Annotated in this window: 16 protein-coding genes; 12 read left to right on the forward strand and 4 right to left on the reverse strand. The window is 50.6% G+C overall.

What is annotated here, in order from left to right:
- Window positions 1-74: 74 nt before the first annotated feature.
- The 3 genes from ACVBEF_RS10645 to ACVBEF_RS10655 form a co-directional block, all read right to left on the reverse strand.
- Window positions 75-329, reverse strand: coding sequence for an acyl-CoA-binding protein (locus tag ACVBEF_RS10645; protein ID WP_447123916.1), 255 nt, complete (start codon window positions 327-329; stop codon window positions 75-77).
- Window positions 330-401: 72 nt separating this feature from the next.
- The gene (locus tag ACVBEF_RS10650) at window positions 402-602 is read right to left on the reverse strand and encodes a hypothetical protein (protein ID WP_447123917.1); all 201 of its coding nucleotides are present in this window, start codon (window positions 600-602) and stop codon (window positions 402-404) included.
- Between the two features lie 30 nt (window positions 603-632).
- A complete protein-coding gene (locus ACVBEF_RS10655) occupies window positions 633-986 on the reverse strand; it encodes an FKBP-type peptidyl-prolyl cis-trans isomerase (RefSeq protein WP_447123918.1) in 354 nt (117 codons plus the stop codon).
- A gap of 338 nt (window positions 987-1324) precedes the next feature.
- Between ACVBEF_RS10655 and ACVBEF_RS10660 the strand changes: the two genes are divergently transcribed.
- The 6 genes from ACVBEF_RS10660 to ACVBEF_RS10685 all read left to right on the forward strand — a co-directional run bounded on the left by ACVBEF_RS10660 (window position 1325) and on the right by ACVBEF_RS10685 (window position 8767).
- Window positions 1325-2341, forward strand: coding sequence for a YVTN family beta-propeller repeat protein (locus ACVBEF_RS10660; protein ID WP_447123919.1), 1017 nt, complete (start codon window positions 1325-1327; stop codon window positions 2339-2341).
- Complete coding sequence (locus ACVBEF_RS10665) at window positions 2341-3213, forward strand: polysaccharide deacetylase family protein (RefSeq protein ID WP_447123920.1); 873 nt, start codon at window positions 2341-2343, stop codon at window positions 3211-3213. The genes ACVBEF_RS10660 and ACVBEF_RS10665 overlap by 1 nt, the downstream gene beginning before the upstream one ends.
- On the forward strand, window positions 3210-4196 hold the full coding sequence (locus tag ACVBEF_RS10670; RefSeq protein WP_447123921.1) for a sterol desaturase family protein: 987 nt from the start codon (window positions 3210-3212) through the stop codon (window positions 4194-4196). Before ACVBEF_RS10665 ends, ACVBEF_RS10670 begins: the two co-directional genes overlap by 4 nt.
- On the forward strand, window positions 4196-5056 hold the full coding sequence (locus tag ACVBEF_RS10675) for an EI24 domain-containing protein (RefSeq protein ID WP_447123922.1): 861 nt from the start codon (window positions 4196-4198) through the stop codon (window positions 5054-5056). Before ACVBEF_RS10670 ends, ACVBEF_RS10675 begins: the two co-directional genes overlap by 1 nt.
- 34 nt (window positions 5057-5090) lie before the next feature.
- Window positions 5091-5897 carry a competence/damage-inducible protein A gene (locus ACVBEF_RS10680; protein ID WP_447123923.1) on the forward strand — a complete coding sequence of 269 codons (807 nt, stop codon included), beginning with the start codon at window positions 5091-5093 and terminating at the stop codon, window positions 5895-5897.
- A 143-nt stretch (window positions 5898-6040) separates the two neighbouring features.
- Window positions 6041-8767, forward strand: coding sequence for a DUF349 domain-containing protein (locus ACVBEF_RS10685; RefSeq protein WP_447123924.1), 2727 nt, complete (start codon window positions 6041-6043; stop codon window positions 8765-8767).
- 125 nt (window positions 8768-8892) lie between these two features.
- Here the strand turns inward: ACVBEF_RS10685 and ACVBEF_RS10690 are convergent, their stop codons facing one another.
- Window positions 8893-9462, reverse strand: a complete 570-nt coding sequence (locus tag ACVBEF_RS10690) for a phasin family protein (RefSeq protein WP_447123925.1) — start codon at window positions 9460-9462, stop codon at window positions 8893-8895.
- Window positions 9463-9766: 304 nt separating this feature from the next.
- Here ACVBEF_RS10690 and ACVBEF_RS10695 point away from each other — a divergent pair, with 304 nt between their 5' ends.
- From ACVBEF_RS10695 to ACVBEF_RS10720, 6 genes are all read left to right on the forward strand, one after another.
- A complete protein-coding gene (locus tag ACVBEF_RS10695) occupies window positions 9767-10720 on the forward strand; it encodes a histone deacetylase family protein (protein ID WP_447123926.1) in 954 nt (317 codons plus the stop codon).
- A gap of 13 nt (window positions 10721-10733) precedes the next feature.
- Window positions 10734-11681 carry a DMT family transporter gene (locus ACVBEF_RS10700; RefSeq protein WP_447123927.1) on the forward strand — a complete coding sequence of 316 codons (948 nt, stop codon included), beginning with the start codon at window positions 10734-10736 and terminating at the stop codon, window positions 11679-11681.
- Window positions 11682-11904: 223 nt separating this feature from the next.
- Window positions 11905-13017, forward strand: a complete 1113-nt coding sequence (pbpG, locus tag ACVBEF_RS10705; protein ID WP_447123928.1) for a D-alanyl-D-alanine endopeptidase — start codon at window positions 11905-11907, stop codon at window positions 13015-13017.
- A 141-nt stretch (window positions 13018-13158) separates the two neighbouring features.
- Window positions 13159-14553, forward strand: a complete 1395-nt coding sequence (locus ACVBEF_RS10710; protein ID WP_447123929.1) for an MFS transporter — start codon at window positions 13159-13161, stop codon at window positions 14551-14553.
- Window positions 14554-14792: 239 nt separating this feature from the next.
- Entirely contained in the window at window positions 14793-16556 is a 1764-nt protein-coding gene (locus ACVBEF_RS10715) for a cation:proton antiporter (RefSeq protein ID WP_447123930.1), read from the forward strand.
- A gap of 384 nt (window positions 16557-16940) precedes the next feature.
- Window positions 16941-19568: a PKD domain-containing protein gene (locus ACVBEF_RS10720; RefSeq protein ID WP_447123931.1), complete on the forward strand. Its 2628-nt coding sequence runs from the start codon at window positions 16941-16943 to the stop codon at window positions 19566-19568.
- The last annotated feature ends 137 nt before the right edge of the window (window positions 19569-19705 follow it).

Below are 19705 nucleotides of genomic sequence, written 5' to 3' on the forward strand. Positions count from 1 at the left end.
TTTTTTTTTTTTTTTTTTTTTTTTTTTTTTTTTTTTTTTTTTTTTTTTTCTTTTTTTTATCAGGCGCGAGGGGTTTAATCCTTTAACTCTTTTACTAAATCAATATATTGCTGTTGCGCAACCTCTTGGGAAACGCCTTTCATAGCATTCCAGGCATCCCATTTGGCGCGTCCGACAAAGTCAGTCATACCGGGACGATCGCCAGTGGCATCGCCCGATTTACCTTGCTTGTAAATGCCATACATTTTCAGCAGGGTCATGTTGTCCGGGCGCTCAGGGAGATTCTTGGAATCTTCTAAGGCTTGATCGAATTCGGCTTGCAGAGTCATATTTTCTCCGGGTAAAAAATAATGCGCCTGAACCAGGCAGGATGAATGAGAGCGTGAAGGTTATTTACAGAGTTAGTCGACTACCGCACCAACTACCGCACCGCCAGCTTTGACGGTGGTAGTCACAACAGCGCTAGCAACACCGACGGTAGCACCGACCACTGTTGTTGCGACACTGACCACAACGCAACCGCTTAACGTCAATACGGCAGTCGCCAATGAGAAAACGACTGCAAAACGTGTGGAAATATGCTGAAAAGGACGGAATGGCATGGTCAGTGAGATAACTTTATATCAGCAGGCTTACACGCCCAGCAGTTCTACTTCAAAAATCAATGTTGCATTTGGCGGAATCGCGCCACCAGCACCGCGGGCACCGTAGCCTAGCGCTGCAGGAATGATCAGCTTGCGCACGCCGCCGATTTTCATGCCCTGAACGCCTTCGTCCCAACCCTTGATAACATGACCTGCGCCGAGCGGAAACTCAAACGGATCGCCACGGTCTTTGCTGGAGTCAAATTTTTTGCCAGCGCTGCCGTCAGCATTTTGCAGCCAGCCAGTGTAATGCACACTAACGTGATTGCCAGCTTTGGCTTCTGCGCCGCTGCCGACATTGATTTCTTCGTATTGCAGGCCCGAAACGGTGGTAGTAGTCATAACATTCCTTTTTTGTACGATTAAGATGGATCGCAGTGTAAACCAAAAGCAGCACAACAACAGCGTAAAACAACGATACGGCACCGTGCAGCTCGGTGGTATGGGACTGGTGTTGTTGCGATGAAAGGTTGGTTTTATGGCACTGGAATAATTGTAATAGGACTTACGCAAAATCGTACCAGCAAAGCAGACTGACGCAGACAGTACGACGTACGGCAAGGAGGGATAACGCCGCTGGGGCGATTTTGCGTAAGTCCTATGTAAATGAAAGCAAAAGGGGGACCGCATCGGTCCGACAGGCGCGGTAAAATATCACTTTCGCTCTTCTGAATGCTGCCATGTCTGCTTTTGTCCGTCGTTCCCTCGTTATCGCCTGCGGTTTACTGACTTTCTTTTCCGCATATGCTGCCGCGCCGATCACAGCTCCGACGATAGCGCCAGTGACTGTTGCGCCTAATGTTGTCGTTGTTCTCAATTCACGCGATGCCACCATCACGTTACTGGACCAGAATACTTATAAAGAAATCAGTTCGTTTCCGGTCGGCAAAGAGCCGCACCATTTAATGCCAACGCCGGACAACAAGTCGTTGATCGTTGCCGCAGCAACTGGCAACGCCTTGTATTTTCTGGACCCTAAAACCGGCAAGATCCAGAGTCAGGTGAAAGATATTGCCGATCCGTATCAAATCGGTTTTTCGCCAAATCAAAAATGGTTTATCTCTAACGGTCTGCGTTTGGATCGGATCGATATTTACGGTTATGACGGTAAAGATCTGAAGCTAGCCAAGCGTCTTCCCTTGCCCAAAATGCCAAGTCACATGGCGTTCAGCGCCGATAGTGCGCTGGCATTCATTACCCTTCAAGGCACTGATGAAATCGCCGCCGTTGATTTAGCTACGCAAACCGTTAAATGGATCATGCCCATTGGTAAGCAGCCAGCAGGTATTTACATGACGCCCGACAATAAATATTTACTGGTCGGCGTTATGGGCAGCGATTACGTTGCCGTCGTTGACTGGCGTACGCAAAAAATCGTCAAGAAAATTAAAACCGGTGACGGTGCACATAATTTCCGACCGCAAGGCGATAAGCGCCACGTATTTGTCTCCAATCGAGTAGCCGGAACGATCAATATTCTGGACTTGGATACATTGGAAAACATCGGCGTCATCAACGTCCCCGGTGGCCCTGATTGCATGGAAGTCACCGCGGATGGCAAAACCATGTGGGTGACCCAGCGCTGGGTTAAACAAGTCTCGGTGGTCGATATCGCCAGCCGCAAAGTGATTAAAACTATCCCGGTCGGGCGTTCGCCGCATGGTATTTATTTTACTGATCGGGCGTCTGAATTGTGATGAAGCGTTATTTTTCGATCAAATCGCGCTCGCTGTTGATGGCAGCAATAGCGGCGGCAAGCGTAGCGGGATGGTCTCAGGCGCAATCGGTTGCGCCCGTTGCTTGTAAGGGGACGTTATATATGACCTTCGACACCGGCAGCCAATCGCAGGCCGAATTGATCGCTCAGACTTTGCGTCGCCATCACATCAAAGCCACTTTTTTTATGGCCAATGAGAAAACCATCAATGGCGACTATTCGCTCGATCCATCTTGGGGTCCTTACTGGAAATCGTTAGTCGCCGACGGGCATGCGTTTGGTAGCCATACCTTCGATCATGTCTATGCGAAGCGTGATCTGGCCGATGGGAAAATCGAAATGAAGCCGCAGTTTGGCGCAAATGCCAGCAAATTATTAGCCTGGACCCCGCAGCACTATTGCGACGAAATCAATCGTGTCGAGCAGCGTTTTCATACATTGACCGGCGCGCATCTGGATCCATTCTGGCGCGCTCCGGGCGGACATCTGACGCCGCACACGCTAGCTGCCGGGCAGGCTTGCGGTTACGTGCACGCAGCATGGGCCGATGCCGGATTTTCTGGCGATGAGCTTCCCAGCGAAAAATGGCCGAATCAAATGTTGTTGGCGCGTGAGTTAACAAACGTCAAGGACGGCGATATTTTGATCGCCCATCTTGGCATCTGGTCACGCAAAGATCCGTGGGCACCAGCGGTGCTAGAGCCATTGATTAGCGGGCTGGAGAAAAAAGGTTTTTGTTTTGCGACATTAAGGGAGCATCCCGCCTTTAAAGCCGTTGCAGAGAAGGCCAAAGGCAAAAGTCCCGGCCCCTTCGACCTCGCTGTCGCTGGCAGAAAGCAGGCTGCATCATGATAGCTAGTCTGATCAATCAATTTTCTGCGGCGCAGGCTTGGTTATTCCAGGCGGTGGTGCAGCCGGTCATGTTTTATGCCGGATTCAGTGAATATCTTGAAGACGCGTTTGACGGCACAGAGTGGTTTCTGATCGGGTTGTGCGAGCTAACCGTGTTATTTCTGATTTTGCGGCCCCTTGAGGCGATGATTCCGGTGCATACGTTTACCGATAAACGTGCGCGTTGGAACGATTTTATTTATACCGTGATCCAGCGTCTCGGTGCATTTTCCATATTTGTATTTTTCCTCATCGATCCATTGGTCGCGCAGGTGACCGAATGGTTTCATCTGGAAGGGATGCACCCGTTTAATTTAGAGAACTTGTGGCCGGGCGTGACGGATCGACCCGTCATGACCTTTTTTGCGTATCTGGTCGTTCTTGATTTTTTCGATTATTGGTATCACCGTGCTCAGCATGGATTTAACTGGTTATGGGGCTTGCATAGCCTGCATCACAGTCAGCAAAACATGAACCTCTGGTCCGATGATCGTAATCATTTACTTGATGAATTGATTCGCGATATTTATATGGCGCTCATCGCCATTGCTATTGGCGTTGAGCCATCGCAATACGTCCTGCTGGTCGCGGTATCGCGGATGTTGCAGAGTTTGCAGCACGCTAATGTCCGTATCCATTTCGGCAAATATGGAGATCCTTTGGTGGTCTCGCCCCGTTTTCATCGCTGGCATCACGCAGTCGGAATCGGTCATGAAAGTAAGGGAAGTGGATCGATAGGCGGTCATAATTTTGGGGTGTTATTTTCGTTCTGGGACATACTGTTCCGCACCGCTTACTTCGGACAAACCTTCGAGCGCACCGGGATCCGGGACCAGTTGCCTGCGCCGTCAGGCAAAGCCCGCAATTACGGCAGTGGATTTTGGGAGCAACAATGGCTGGGCTTAAAGCACATGGTTGAATTTGCCAGAAAGCCTCGTCGCTGATGCGTCCTGTGATCACCGCACTTGGCCGGGCGCTGTTGTCGCAGCTGCATTTTCGTATGCTGTTGCTGACCTTTTTACCGTTCCTTATCTCTACGCTGATTTGGGGTGTAGCGTTGTGGTGGGGGCTACAGGCACTGGTTGACTGGTTGCAAGCGTATTTGGTGGGTAGCAGCGGCATGCATATTGCTGCGGGCGCATTGAGTTGGTTAGGTTTGAGTGCGCTCAAGACGGTCATCGTGCCATGGGTGGCGTTGTGGCTATTGCTGCCCTTGATGATTTTGACGGCATTGGTATTCGTCGGGCTATTCGCATTGCCAGCAGTGGCGCGCCATGTTGGTGGCCGTCATTACGCAGCCTTGGAAAAGCGTCAAGGCGGCACGTTATTCGGCAGTATCTGGATTTCTGGTTCATCATTTTTATTGTTTTGTATTTTGTGGTTGGTCACCTTGCCGCTGTGGCTGATTCCGCCATTGGCTTTTGTTATTCCTGCGCTGTTGTGGGGCTGGTTGACTTACCGCGTGATTGCATACGACGCGCTGGCCGCTTATGCCGACAAAGACGAGTTGAAAGCTATTCTGAAGATTCATCGTTGGCCGTTGCTGATCATCGGCGTGATCGCTGGTGCAATGGGCGCAGCCCCGACCTTGCTATGGCTGGGCGGTGCGCTTTGGCTGATCGTTTTGCCTTTCATGGCAGCCGGATCGATCTGGCTCTATGTGCTGGTGTTTGTGTTTACCGGCTTATGGTTTGAATATTATTGCCTGGAGGCGTTGAGTAAATATCGCGCCGGGCAAGCTGCTGCAATAACGCTGGCTAAACGTAGTGATCATGACATCGACGAAGTCACGCCTTCGCTTTAATCTCAAGTATTTCAAATAACTCAAAGACACTCTTATGGCAATCGGACTCATCATCATTGGCGACGAAATTTTATCCGGCAGACGGGTCGATAAGCATTTTCCGAAAGTCCTGGAAATGTTGACTGCGCGTGGCCTGACCCTGAGTTGGGCCGAGTACTTGGGGGACGAGCCGGAGCGCATCATTGCGACGCTCAAACGTACTTTTTCCAGCAATGACATTGTGTTTTGTACCGGCGGCATTGGTGCCACGCCTGACGATCACACCCGCCAATGCGCCGCCGACGCGCTCGGTGTGCCGTTGATATTGCATCCGCATGCGCGTGAAAAAATCCGCGAGCGCATTGAGGATACCGCCCGTGAAACTGGTGTTGCGCCTAATTACGATACTGCCGACAATCTGCATCGTCTGAAAATGGGCGAGTTTCCCCAAGGCGCAGAAATCATCCCTAATCCGTATAACAAAATTCCCGGCTTTTCAGTCAACAATCCGGGAAGCAAATCTGGCGTCCATCATTTCGCGCCGGGCTTTCCTGTGATGGCCTGGCCTATGTTTGAATGGGTATTAGATATCCATCACGCTGACTTATTTCATCAAAATCCACAGCTTGAACAGTCTGTATTTGTCTATGGCGCAATGGAGTCGCTGCTCACGCCGTTGATGGAAGCTATTGAAGCGCAATTTCCGTTAGTGAAAGTATTCAGTTTGCCGCATGTGGGTGACGCGCAGACCGAGCGTCATATCGATCTGGGTGTCAAAGGTGAGCCGGTGCAAAGTGCGGCGGCATTTATCCAGTTGTTGGCCGGGTTGGATGCGTTGCAGGTCGCGTATCGGTCGACTTGATCGTTGGCGACTGTGCTGGTGACTGCGCTGGTGACCGAATTCTTAGGGTATTTCCCCTTGCATCACTTACACTATCGCCCTTGTTTTTGATTTTCCCCCCGTTCTGCCTGCGTTACCCCCTACTATTTGATTGGTACTTATTTATGTTTGGTTTTCTTTTCAAGCGGGCAGATCGCTCTGCCGCTACAGCACAAGCAGAAGCGGCAGAAAAAGCGCGCCAGCAAACTGACCAACGCGTAGCCAGCGCTCAAGTAACCGATACGGCGCGTCAACAAGCCCTGACGCAAGCCGCAGCGCTCAATGACGAGTCGGCAGCCGTTAGTTTTATCTTGCAAGCAGCCTTTGCCGACGCGCGATTGCAGGCCGCACAACTAGTGCACAGCGCAAGCGGCCTGGAGCAAGTACTACAAGGGATGCGCAATGTGGACCGTCGGGTCGCCAAATTGATGCAATCCAGACTGGAGTTACTGCGTCAGCAACAACAGACGTCCGCACAAGCATCGGTTTGCATCGAGCAAGCGCAGCGCTTACTCAAGGAGCCACAGTTGTTACCGAATCAGGTCACCGATCTGGATCGCGCCTGGCAGCTGATTGGCCATTCGGCTGAGATTGCACAGCTTCAGCAGCAGGAATTTCAGCAAATCAGTGTTGCGCTGGCAGACAGATTAGCTGCACAGGCAGCGCTGCAGCATGCAGTAATGGGATTGCTGTCGCGCATGCGTGCGCTAACGACGCAGATTAGTGGCGATGCTGAATCCGAGTCTCAGATTCAGACAGTGGCGTCCGTGGCTGAGCAAGCGGAGCAATGCGCCGCGCAAATACGGGAGCATGAAAGCAACCTTGAAGCGATCAGTCTGCCGAAAAATCTTGCGGATCAATGTGGCGTCGCGTTACAGACTTTGCTGCAACGGCTTCAGACTGCGCAACAACGTCAGCAAGTATTAAAAAATACATTGGAAACACGTCAGGAACTGTTGGCGCAGTGGGAGGCCATGCCTGCCGACAAGTTAAGTCCGGACGTTTTGTGGCGTAGTTGGGGCGAGGTCGCGTCGCTACCCGTCGAATTGATTGATGAGACTGTAGAAGCCTCAGACACTGCTGAGCTGAGTGTCGAACTGAGTGTAGAGCAGCGTTACCAGATCTTGCTGCAACGGATTGCTGAGGCTAAATCTAATGCGCCAACACAGCCGCAGCCGTCCGTATTGCCTGATGCAGAGTCAAACTCAAAGCCAGCGCCAGCGATCGATAAAGTCGCCACACAGGCAGAATTTGCGACCGCATTGGAGGGCCTGGAGACAGCGTTAGAAGAGGGCGCATTACAAGCTGGGATGGATTACGACAAAACCCTGCGCGCAATCGATTTCAAAGCACTAAAAATGACCGCGTCGCAAAATACCCGATTGACGCAAGCACGTAGCGAATTGGGGCGCTTGCAGGGCTGGGCGCGTTGGGGCGGAAACGTTTCACGGGAAGAGTTGATGAAAGCAGCGCAGGAGTTGCCAGGGCAAGAATTGGCGGTCACCGAGCTGGCCAAAAAAATTGGTAGTTTGCGGGCGCGTTGGAAATCGCTCGATACTTCCGCCGGCTCTGCACCAAAAGCTCTGTGGGAGGGTTTTGATGCAGCTTGTACTGCTGCTTACATCCCCGTCGCAGCGCATTTTCAGCAACTTGCCCAAGAGCGGCAACGCAATCAGATCAAAGCGCTATTACTGATCGAAGAAATACAACAGTATGCCACCGTGGCGCTGGGTGAGGTGACTGATGCCGGGCCAGACTGGAAGGCGATCGCCCAGTTTTGCCAGCAAAAACAGCAAGCCTGGCGCGCGATAGGGACGATCAATCGTAGCGATAAAAAGGCGCTCGATAAGTCCTTTTCCAGCGTTAGCCAACAGTTGCTGGCCCCGTTAATGCAGCAGCAGCAACGCGGCATCGCGCAACGTGAAAAATTGATTGTTGAAGTCTCCGAATTAACGGTCAATCAACGCGATACCACAGAACGTCTGCGCCAATTGCAGCAACGCTGGCAAGAGCAAGCCAAAACTTTACCGTTATCGCGCCAGGATGAACAACAGTTATGGCAACGTTTTCGTAGCGCTTGCGATGCGATTTTTGCCCAGCGCAAAGAGGCAGCGTCATCGGCCGATACAGAACGTCGTCAGAACTTGCAGCTAAAGGAGGCAGTATGCGTGAGCTTGGAAACGACGACTACGCAAGCCGAAAATACAATACCGGCAATGTTGAGACAGGCTCAGCAGGACTGGAACAAAATCGGTTTCGTGCCGCGTGCCGTAGAAGCGCAAATAGAAGCGCGATTTAACGCCGCTGTCGCACACCTGCAAGCGCTGGTTGATCAGGCACGACACAACGCCGTGATGATCGAGGCGCACGCACTGTGCGATAAATTGGCACTGTGCCAATTGCTTGAGGTCAGCCTGAGGTTGGATCATGCGGATATGGATGGCAATCCCGATGTGTGGAGCGCCAACTGGCAAGCGCTTCCGATGCTGCCGAGCGCATTCGAAAAAGCAATGCGTAGTCGGTTCGACGCGGCAATGCAGTTACACAAAGCGGCAGAACGGCAGGCAACAGATGCCTATCTGGTGACGCTGGAAAATAATCGGGAAACGTTGCTACAAGAATTATTGCGCGCTGAAATTATCGCCGGTGTCGAAAGTCCGGTATCGATGACGCGTGAACGTTTGCAGGTGCAGGTAGAGGTATTGCAAGCGGCGTTGAAAGCGGGCTCCGCCGAAATTAGCAGCAGCGCGCAATTGTTGCGGACATGCGGCTTACCGGCTTTGATGGATTCTGAGACGCGGGAACGGGCCGAACAGTTGATTTTGTCTGTCAAGGGACCGGCAAACGCATAAAGCTATTGAAATTGTTACAGTTATAAAAAATGGACCCAGGTTTTGCCGGGGTCCATTTTTTTATCTATCTGACTTGATTCGGACTTGTTGAAACTATCGAAGTCCTGATGCTTCGATATTACAAATTACTTCTTAGCGCTACGAACCGTAGCTGACTTGATCGTTGCTTCCGAAATTTGATCGACAGCGCTATGTACATTGCTTTCGATTGTTTCTACTGCTTGTTTGGTGCTTATGGCGAATTGCTCGTAACCGGCGCTGGCGTGGTCAATGGCTTTGGTGATGAAAGCAATCGCACTTTCACTTCCGGCCGGGGCGCTTTTGGTGACTTGCTCGAATAATTCAAGCGTTTTGCGTTTGGTTTCGGCAACTTGCGCTTCTGCTGTCTTGGTCAGTTCAGCCTGTGTTGCCGATGTGATTTTTGCAAAATGACGGCTATACGCGATGGCTTTCTCAGCATTGGGTTGGGCTTGTGCGAGGCTCAACGTGAAAAATTCCTGCGGATCTTTTGCGGTGAAAAGTTTTTGTGTCGATGCGCTAGAGTCTTCTAACGTGGCTTTTGCAGCGGTGACATTGAGTTCTACCAATTTTTCCACGCCTTCAAATGCTTTGGCAGTGAAATCAGTAAACATGGCCAGATTGGCTTCAAAATTGGCTTTAGCTGCGGATGAGAATTGTTCGGTGATCGTAGACATAGTTTTCTCCAGAGATTCTGTTTAAAGTAAATTAGGAACTAGTGAGCGGTATTGCAACGACGGTGATGCTTTACAAATTTTGCGCATTGTGCGGTGCAATAAAAATTATTTTAGGCGTTTTATTTTGGCTGTCAAGAAATAATTTGTGCATTGCAGCAAATAATTTTATTGTTGTATATATGGAAGTAATTATGAGATGCCAAAAAGAATGCATTCAAGATGAAAACTTCTCATGACAGTCGCTCTTACTATGCGTTCTTAGCTGCTAGACTATCGCCTTCCCACACATCGATATCAGGCAATCTTGAAAGCCTTCTACAGCGACCATTTCGTCTTGCCTTTGCCTGTCGGCCACCGCTTTCCGATGCAAAAATATCGCTTGTTACATGAAGCGGTGCAGGGCATTGCGAGTGTCACCCTGCACGAGGCGCCGACAACCAGTGATGGCGTATTAGCTTTGGCGCACCATCCGCATTACATTGCGGCTGTCTGCGGCGGCAACCTGTCGATTGCTGCGCAAAAAGAAATCGGTTTTTCGTGGTCGCTGCAGATGGTTGAGCGTTCCCGACGTTCGGCGGGGGCGACGATTGCGGCTTGCCGTGCGGCATTACTGTCCAGCGACCAGATCGCAGTTAATCTGGCTGGCGGTACGCATCATGCGTATGCCGATCATGGTGGCGGTTTTTGCGTATTTAATGACGCAGTAATTGCAGCCCGCCTGATGCAGGCCGAGCGCCTTGTCCAACGCGTTGCCATCATCGATCTGGATGTCCATCAGGGCAATGGAACGGCTTCGATTCTGGCGCAGGATGAATCGGTTTTTACGCTTTCCTTGCATGGCGCGGACAATTATCCCTTTAGCAAAGAATTGAGCGATCTGGATATCGCGCTGCCGGATGGCACCGCTGATGCGGCGTATTTGCAGGCATTGCAGGATGCGCTGGATCAGTTATTTCAGCGTTTCGCGCCGCAGTTGATTATTTATCTGGCTGGTGCAGACCCGCACGCAGATGATCGATTAGGGCGTTTGAAACTCAGTTTTGACGGTTTGGCGCAGCGTGACGCAATGGTGTTTGCCGCTGCTGGCCAACGCGCCATTCCAGTTGCGGTGACGATGGCTGGCGGTTACGGTAAAAATATACAAGACACGGTGGCGATCCATTTACGCACAGTGACGTTGGCAGCATTGCATGCCAGCCGTCAGGCAACCTGGTTGGCAACGCATTCTGGCGCAGAGTCGCCTCTCACTTTAGGATAAATACCGTACTTTTATGTCAGCTCAATCTTCTTCAAGTTCCTCCTCTGTTGTAGATACTGCAGATACCGCCATCGTTGCGCCCGGCAAAAATTGGTTACGCTACTTGCTGCCGGTTTTGCCGCTGGTGTTCGTGCTGCTGTGGAGTACCGGTTTTATTGTTGCCAAGTCCGGCTTGCCCTACGCACCGCCGTTGACTTTTCTGTTGATCCGCTGCGTTGGTGTGCTCGTTGTATTACTGCCGCTGGTTTTGATCTTCAGGGCACCGTGGCCGACCGGAAAAATTCTCCATATTGGCATCGCGGGAGTGCTGTTGCAGGCGGGGTATTTGGCCGGTGTCTGGAGTGCCATCAAGTTAGGCATGCCTGCCGGATTGTCGGCACTGATTGTTGGGATGCAACCGATCCTGACCGCCATTTCTGCGCGATGGATCGGTGAGTCGGTCAGGCCGCGACAATGGGTCGGTTTATTGCTGGGTCTTGCCGGTGTCGCCTTAGTCGTGATTGCCAAAATCAGCCTCATTGGATTGTCCTGGCAAAGTATCTGCTTCGCGGTTATGGCGCTTCTGTCAATTACCATGGGCACGTTATATCAAAAGCATTATTGTCCGCATTTCGATTTACGCACCGGCACCATCATCCAATTTTCGGCATCCTTTCTTGTCATTTTGCCGTTCGCCATCGCCTTTGAACATCTTGCGCCGGGTCTGCCTACGGTGCATTGGACGCCGCATTTTATTGCGGCCTTGCTGTGGGCGATATTTGCGCTATCGATCGGCGCCATCTTTCTGCTCTTTACGTTGATCCGTAGTAGTGCGGCTACCAGCGTCACCAGTCTGTTGTACCTGACGCCGCCGACGACCGCGATCATGGCGTGGCTGATGTTTGGCGAAGCTTTTAATCTGATGGGGATTATCGGGATGTTGGTGGCGATTGTTGGCGTGGCTTTTGTGATGAAAAAATAATTGTCAAAATTAGCGGATGTGACTTGAAAAGTAGTGGGAATTGTATGAAATTGGATGAATGCGTGGCGTGATTGATAACTTTTTATTTTATTTCTACTTTAATCATTATTCGCATGTAGAAAAGTGTTGAGAATAGTGCGCTAACTCCTTAATTATCTTGCGAATTTTGCTCATTTTGCCTACACTTCGACAGTTATTTGTTTGATGAATTCAGGAGCCGCACATGGCCAAATCCGCGCTAGTTATTTTATTATCATTATTCTTTGCCGTTGCAACAGCATCGGCGGCGCCGGATAACGATGCCAGCAGCAACAAGCCCGCAGTCACGGCAAAAAAATCAAAGGCTAAAAAAGCCGTTGCCAGTAGCGCGCGCCACAAAAATAATGTCAAAGCCGCCAAAGCCAGCGCGCGCAGCAAAGGTGTTGCCTCTAAGCGGAAAACAGGCAAAAAATCAAGTCGTAAAGTTCTTGCATCCTCAACCCGTCCTGCCGTGATCGTACCCGCAGTGCTTTCTGCTGGGGAGATCGCAGGGTTGAATTTAACGCATGATCCGTTGGCGCTGAAATCGAACGTGGCCTTGGTATTGGATCAGGCGACCGGCCAGGTTCTCTTCGATAAAAATTCTCAGGTAGCCCTGCCGATTGCCTCGCTCACCAAGTTGATGACCAGCATGGTCGTAGTCGAAGCGCGGCAAGACATGAACGAAGTGCTGACGGTGACTGATGAAGACATCGATCGCGAAAAGCATAGTAGTTCACGGTTACGTGTCGGTTCACAACTGAGCCGTACTGACATGCTTCACATCGCATTAATGAGTTCTGAAAATCGTGCCGCCTCGGCCTTGGGACGTAACTATCCAGGTGGCTTGCCGGCATTTGTCGCGGCGATGAATGCCAAGGCAAAGGCGCTCGGCATGACGGACGCGCATTATGTTGATTCGACCGGCTTGTCGCACCTCAATGTCGCCAGTGCGCGCGATTTGGCCAAGTTAGTCATCGCCGCCTACCAGCAACCGCTGATTCGTCAATACTCAACCGATTCCAAATATCTGGTGGAGCCGGGCGGCGCGCCGCTGCAATACAATACCTCGAATCATCTGGTGGATAATCGTGCATGGCAAATTGGTCTGCAAAAGACTGGTTATATCAACGAAGCAGGGCGTTGCATGGTGATGCAAACCACGATTGAAGGTCGTTCGGTGGTGATGGTGTTTCTTGATGGACGCGGTAAGTATTCGCGTCAGGGGGATGCAGATCGGATGAAGAGATGGCTGGCTGAAAATAACTCGCCATTACCGACATCGACTGGCACCAGGATGGCCATTGGTCAGAGTTAATAGTAAAGAATATTGCGTGCGCTCTGTTTGTTTTATTGAGACAGAGCGCATTTTTCATGAGTGACATGAGCGACTTTGGTAATAATTAACAAGCCATACCAAACCAACAGCCGTTGCATTTTATATTCACCTTAGACCGCATTGTCCCGCACCTTCCTCATTCCTCTTATCGTTGCTTGCGCGTTGTTCATGGAAAACATGGACGCAACCGTGATCACGACTTCACTACCTGTCCTCGCGCATGATCTCGGACAGGAGCCTATTTCGCTCAAACTTGCGCTCACTGCTTATGTCGTCGGCCTTGGTGTATTTATTCCGATTAGCGGTTGGGTGGCAGACCGATTTGGTGCACGTACCGTATTTCGCGCTGCTATTTGTGTTTTTATGGCCGGTTCGCTGCTATGCGCCGTATCGAATTCTTTGTTGATGTTTGTTGCAGCACGGTTTTTACAGGGGATCGGTGGCGCAATGATGGTGCCGGTCGGCCGGATTGTGATTTTTCGTTCGGTGCCGCGCAGTGATTTGGTTAAGGCGATTAGTTTTTTAACGATACCGGCGCAGCTTGGACCCGTCATCGGTCCGCCGTTAGGCGGCTTTATTACGACCTATTTTCATTGGCGCTGGATTTTTATCATTAACGTGCCGATCAGCCTGCTTGGTCTTTATCTGGCTGGCCGGTTTATCGAAAATTTTCGTGACGATCAGCGTCAGCCTCTGGACCTCAAAGGGTTCATCTTGTCTGCCATTGGCAGCACCTTGCTGATGTTGGGCCTGTCGTTGATTGACGGCGAATTGCTCTCAGCAAAAGTGGCTTTTGGCATGTGCGCCATTGGCGTTATTTTCTTGCTTCTGTATTTACGGCATGCGCGCACCGCGCCGTTTCCGCTGCTGGACTTGAGCTTGCTACGCATTCCGACGTTCCGTGTCAGTGTGCTGGCCGGGTCGTTGTTTCGTATCGGCCTTGGCGCGGTGCCATTTTTGTTACCGTTATCGTTGCAAATCGGGTTGGGAATGAATGCTTTCCACGCCGGGACGATCACCTGCGCTTCAGCGTTTGGCGCGATTTTCATGAAAGCAATCGGGACCTCGGTGCTGCGGCGCTATGGTTTCCGTTCGGTCTTGATCTGGAATGCATTGCTGGCCGCTCTGGCCATCGCTTCCTACGGTTTGTTCACGCCGACTACGCCTTATCTGGTCATGATGGCCGTGGTGTTACTGGGAGGTTTTTTCCCCTCCATGCAATTTACCTGCTTCAATTCAATGGCCTACGCCGATCTCGATAGCGCAGATGTCAGCCGGGCGACCAGTCTGGCCAGCGTAGTGCAACAGATTTCGCTTGGTCTGGGCGTCACAATAGGCGGCCTGGCGATTATTTTTTCCAGCCGCATTCAAGGGCACGCTACGGTGGTCGCTGCCGATTTTTGGCCGGCATTTATCGTCATCGCCATGTTCTCGCTGGCTTCGATTCCGATGGCGCGCCGCTTGTCGCCCAACGCCGGAGCAGCACTCACCGGCCATATCGCGTATACCCGCTAGTTGTTTTCGCCTGAAAAATCGTATTTCCAACGTCCTGGGCCTGAATCTAACGTTTGGTAGATTTTTGGTTGAGGCTGTGGCGTGCGATACGTTATTATCCAAAGTCAATGTTGTTGATGTTGAGCAATCATTCGTACGTGACCCGTACGTGACCATTGATGGCTGGATATCAACCAGCCTGTCCTTTTTTATCCCTTTTTAGACTCCTCTTTTATCCTTTTTTTAAGGGAAATCTTGTCATGCCCACAGTAGAACTTTTTATCCAGGATATGGCCGTGATCATGTTGATCGCCGGTGTGGTGACGGTGGTATTTAATCGCTTCAAGCAGCCGGTTGTGCTTGGTTATATCGTCGCTGGCATTATCATCGGACCTTTTACGCCGCCATTCCAGCTCATTGAAGATGAGCATTCAATTCATATTCTGGCCGAAGTCGGCGTCATTTTTTTACTATTTTCGTTAGGTCTTGAGTTCAGTCTTAAAAAGTTGGGCAAAGTCGGCGCGACTGCATTTTTGGTGGCGTTGGCAGAAATCAGTTTGATGCTATGGGTGGGCTATCAGATCGGGATGTACTTTGGCTGGAAGACGATGGATGCGGTTTTCCTCGGCGCGATGTTGGCCGTTTCTTCCACGACCATCATCGTCAAGGCACTCACCGAACTTGGTATGAAACAGGAGAAATTCGCCCAGCTGATTTTCGGTATTCTGATTATTGAAGATATTTTGGCGATCGGCATGATTGCCTTGTTGTCAGGGATTGCTACGACCGGATCGGTGAGTGCGGTTGAGGTCGCGTCAACGGTCGGGCGTTTGCTGCTGTTTATGATTGTGGCGTTGGTCATGGGTATATTGATCGTGCCACGCTTGTTGGCGTATGTCGCCAAATTCAAAAATAAAGAAGTGTTTCTGATCACCGTGCTCGGGCTATGTTTTGGTTTTTGCCTGTTGGTGATGAAGCTCAATTACAGCGTTGCGCTGGGAGCCTTTATCATCGGCGCCGTGATGGCCGAGTCCCGTCATCTGCACCAGATTGAGCGTTTGGTCGAGCCGATCCGGGACATGTTTAGCGCAATATTTTTTGTCACCATCGGCTTGTTGGTGAATCCGCATGTACTCGTTAAATATTGGTTACCGATTCTGGTCATCACCATCGCGGTGGTCTTGGGCAAACTCATCAGTTGTGGCGTAGCGACTTTTTTATCCGGCCACAGCGGCCGCACGTCTATGCGGGTGGGTATGGGGCTAGCGCAGATCGGCGAGTTCTCTTTCATCATCGCAGCACTCGGCGTCAGTCTTAAAGTCACCAGCGATTTTCTCTATCCGACGGTCGTTGCGGTATCGGTCATGACGACTTTGTTGACGCCTTATCTGATCAAATTGGCAGATCCATTATCAACACGTCTGGCGAAATCGATGCCGGATAAATTATCGGCCGTATTCGGCATGTACTCCACCTGGCTCGAAAGTCTGCAACCGCAAGGTGATCGTGCTCAACTGTCAAAAATCATTCGCCGCATCCTTGTGCAGGTGATGGTAAATCTGGCGATCGTGGCGGCGATTTTTGTGGTTAGTGGTTACTTTGCCGATGTACTCGGTGGTAGTTTGTCGGGCTGGATTACGGATACTCAGATTCAAAACACCGTTGTCTGGGGTGCCGCATTATTAATATCTCTTCCATTTTTGATTGCGACTTACCGTAAATTGCAGGCGCTCAGTATGCTATTGGCAGAAATGACGGTGCGTCCCGGGCGTGCTGGTTTGCATACAAGAAAGGTCAGGCGCGTGATTGCGGAAGTGATTCCGGCGCTGTCGATTATCGGTATTATGTTTTTGATTGTGCTTCTGAGCAGTAGCATTTTGCCGCCGACCAAACTGCTCATTCTGGTCTTGGTCGCGGCCACCGGAGTTGCTTTGTTATTGTGGCAGCGATTTGTGAAGCTGCATTCGAAATTGCAGATTGCGTTGTTTGAGACGCTTGATGAATCGCCGGATGAGAAGCATTAATTTTTGTGGCTATACCGATGATGTGATGACGGCTGCTACTTCAGTCAATATTTTGTAACGCATCATCAATACCTCCTGCTTCCTGGATTGACCAACCAGGCAGCTGGTATTGGGGTGACGTTAATAGTTTTTCCTTCTGTATTTCCCCCTCCGCTGGCATTAAAGACTCCCCTTGTATAAGCACTATCTACGAGCACATTGACGACTTCATATTGTAAAAATACAGAAAATTCTTATTAAATTATAGAAAATACTGTGTCGACCATAGAAATGGCACAAGCATCGTTTTAAGGAGCTCAGCTAGCATCCAAACCCCTGTTCAAGATGTCTTTGTGCAGGAAAAAAATGGATATCTGTTCTTAAAACAAAGGAAGTTTTTAATACATGAAATTTCGTACTTCTCCCACTAAGGCCGCATCCCTGATTGCTCTGACGATCACGGCAATGTTGGCAAATACCGCTGTTGCAACTGAAAGCAACGTTCCGCTCAAACAGCCTAATTGGGCTTATGACGCAAACATTGAACATCGCAACTTTCCCGAACTTGAGAATTTTGATGGGTTATTTGGCATCCACACTCTTGGTGTTGCGATCAATAGCGTTGGGATGATTCATGCCCAAATATGGAAGAGCCGGCCGCCTTATGCTGATCAAAAGTGGACCGCTCAGTTGTATGACTTGGGCGACTACGGTCAGTCCGCAGAACCCCACGTGTGGACTCAAAGCAAAGCGCGCTCTGCGATGGCCATTGATGATACAAAAAAGCGTGCTTATCTCACCACCCAGACCAATACATTGCTGGCTGTACCTGCGCAATCCGAGGGGTCTGAATTAGCCCGTTTATGGGAAAGTCAGCCACTCGACGGTTGGCTCAGCATGCCCGCCCTCAGTCCGGACGGTGAAACCATTTATGTGCAGGCATGTAAAGAACAGGAAGGAAGAGGAGCCAGTACGGCTGTGTATTACGCCTTTGCGTCGGACGGCAAACAGAAATGGCGGATAGATGGCGTGTCTGGCTACAACAATTGCACTTCAGGCACAACACCTTACGCACCGGTGGTTGACCGTCAGGGACGTCCTTACTTCACAAGCTATGTGATACAGGAGCGCGAGAACAACGGGGGGGGCGCGATTGAAACCATCATTGACACCGCAGAGGGACCAAAGCGAACCGGTACACTTGAGTCGTATCTGGCATCGGCCCCTGCCATTGCTAATGATCGTCTGTATTTTGTCGCGCCGACGGGTAAGAAGTCGAATAACGGGGTGCGTGTGGCCGCGCTTAAATCTGCTTCCGTCGGGATGACGCTTGGCGATAAGCAGGCCGTTAAAACACATTTCATCATCGGAAATTATGTCGGCATCGTATTCCCTAATACGCTGCAATCACCGGTAATCGCGGGCAATATCGCTTATGTCGTAGATCCCTATCTCGGTACCGTGTACGCCTTGGCTCTGAATGGGGAAAATCCCGAAGGCGAGGCGACCGAGCTCTGGCGTTTTCAGCCACCTGAATTAGCACCAGTGACCAACAATCGCTTCCTGGCGGCCAATGTCAGCGTCACAGTGAGCGAAAAAGGTACTGCTTACGTTACAGCAGGACGTCATTTGCACGCCTTGAATAATCATGGTCAAGAAGAATGGCGCTATAAATATGATGCGATTACGGATGAGAATTTAGGACTTACCAACATAGAAACAGGTGCCGGGATTCGTACCGTCACTTTGGGTAAACATGGCGAGGTGTATGCCACGGCGTGTAAAGATAACAGCGACAAGTGTGGCTTGCTGGTATTCGACGGTGACGGCAGTTCAGTAGCGACTCCATGGGGTAAGGTCGGTGGCAATGCCGCCAATACAGGTCATGAGACTGAGTACAGCGAAGTCAAGCCGGCACTGGAAGTCATTGTCGGCAAAGATATCAATGTCGTTGCGACAACCAGCAATGGTTTTGCTTATAAATTAGATGGCAGTAAGAGTCTTAATGCGGTGACGTATCGGTGGAGAAAATTGAACGGCCCGTTCAGTGTGCGTGACGAAAATAATGCGATAGCAGAGGCTGTTGTACCTAAAAATACGATAGGCGCAAGTACATTTGAGCTTACCGTGACCGACAAAGACGGTAAGCAGCTTACCGCCGAGACTACGGTCACTGTCGTATCGCCCAGTGTAACCATTAGCGGTCCAGCAACCACCAATTCAGGGCAAGAGGTCAGATTGACAGCGCAAGCAAACTTTAAAGGTGCAGGCCGTATTGCACCGACATACAGTTGGCGTGTGCTCGATAGCGCGGGTATCGAAGTCTTGCAAAAGACATCGCAGCAATTGGATGTCCCGCCTACCTTGAAAGTAGGGAAGTTTCAAATAATGCTGACAGCGTCAACTACGCATGGTGCGCGCCAGGCAACAGCCAACCGAACTTTTGAAATCAAGGCGAAGACAGAAGGGGACCAGACAGCACCCCAAGCCATCGTTGGTAACGATATCACCGTAGTTCGGACGAGAGGTAGCGGTTTTGCCTACAAGTTAGACGGTAGCAAGAGTCGCAATGCCGTCGCTTATCAGTGGATCAAACTGGAGGGCAACGATGGCGGAATACGTAACGAAAAAAGTGCTATAGCCGAAGCTATCGTGCCTAAAAATAAACTTGGCGTGTTGAAGTATCAGCTCACCGTCACCAGCAAAGATGGACGGCAAGATACGACCACGATCAAACTCACTTCTGTCCTGCCAACGGCGACTATTACCGGCCCAACCTCCATCATCGAAGGCCAAGCCGCGCACCTGACCGCACAAGTGAACTTTAAGGCTGCGAATGGAGAAGCACCAGCATACCGTTGGCGTCTGGAAAATTTTTCTGCATCGAAAACCTATCAAGGTTTGGAGCAGCAATTTGATCTGTCAATTTTGCCGGAAGGCTACTACCTCGCTACGCTGGAATCTTTTACCCAGTATGGCGGCCGTGCCGCATCGGCACGATTTTCTATTTCAGTTAATAAGGCCAAGGACTAACAGTCTGTAGGACTCCCGGTTTCTGGACTATCCAGAAGTTGAGCTGCGATGCCAGAGAAAAATCGATCCGATCATTGCAGCTCAACTCTGAGCTCATCTCCCTCGACGTTCCAACTGGGTAAAAGAAGGTCCATCAA

This window comes from Glaciimonas sp. GG7, assembly GCF_052976905.1.

What these genes read in the sequence shown, in the direction of transcription:
- ACVBEF_RS10720 (WP_447123931.1), top strand. Translation starts at nt 16,941, where the DNA reads ATGAAATTTCGTACTTCTCCCACTAAGGCCGCATCCCTGATTGCTCTG.
- ACVBEF_RS10715 (WP_447123930.1), top strand. Translation starts at nt 14,793, where the DNA reads ATGCCCACAGTAGAACTTTTTATCCAGGATATGGCCGTGATCATGTTG.
- pbpG (WP_447123928.1), top strand. Translation starts at nt 11,905, where the DNA reads ATGGCCAAATCCGCGCTAGTTATTTTATTATCATTATTCTTTGCCGTT.
- ACVBEF_RS10665 (WP_447123920.1), top strand. Translation starts at nt 2,341, where the DNA reads ATGAAGCGTTATTTTTCGATCAAATCGCGCTCGCTGTTGATGGCAGCA.
- ACVBEF_RS10660 (WP_447123919.1), top strand. Translation starts at nt 1,325, where the DNA reads ATGTCTGCTTTTGTCCGTCGTTCCCTCGTTATCGCCTGCGGTTTACTG.
- ACVBEF_RS10690 (WP_447123925.1), bottom strand. Translation starts at nt 9,462, where the DNA reads ATGTCTACGATCACCGAACAATTCTCATCCGCAGCTAAAGCCAATTTT.
- ACVBEF_RS10700 (WP_447123927.1), top strand. Translation starts at nt 10,734, where the DNA reads ATGTCAGCTCAATCTTCTTCAAGTTCCTCCTCTGTTGTAGATACTGCA.
- ACVBEF_RS10645 (WP_447123916.1), bottom strand. Translation starts at nt 329, where the DNA reads ATGACTCTGCAAGCCGAATTCGATCAAGCCTTAGAAGATTCCAAGAAT.
- ACVBEF_RS10670 (WP_447123921.1), top strand. Translation starts at nt 3,210, where the DNA reads ATGATAGCTAGTCTGATCAATCAATTTTCTGCGGCGCAGGCTTGGTTA.
- ACVBEF_RS10685 (WP_447123924.1), top strand. Translation starts at nt 6,041, where the DNA reads ATGTTTGGTTTTCTTTTCAAGCGGGCAGATCGCTCTGCCGCTACAGCA.
- ACVBEF_RS10650 (WP_447123917.1), bottom strand. Translation starts at nt 602, where the DNA reads ATGCCATTCCGTCCTTTTCAGCATATTTCCACACGTTTTGCAGTCGTT.
- ACVBEF_RS10655 (WP_447123918.1), bottom strand. Translation starts at nt 986, where the DNA reads ATGACTACTACCACCGTTTCGGGCCTGCAATACGAAGAAATCAATGTC.
- ACVBEF_RS10680 (WP_447123923.1), top strand. Translation starts at nt 5,091, where the DNA reads ATGGCAATCGGACTCATCATCATTGGCGACGAAATTTTATCCGGCAGA.
- ACVBEF_RS10675 (WP_447123922.1), top strand. Translation starts at nt 4,196, where the DNA reads ATGCGTCCTGTGATCACCGCACTTGGCCGGGCGCTGTTGTCGCAGCTG.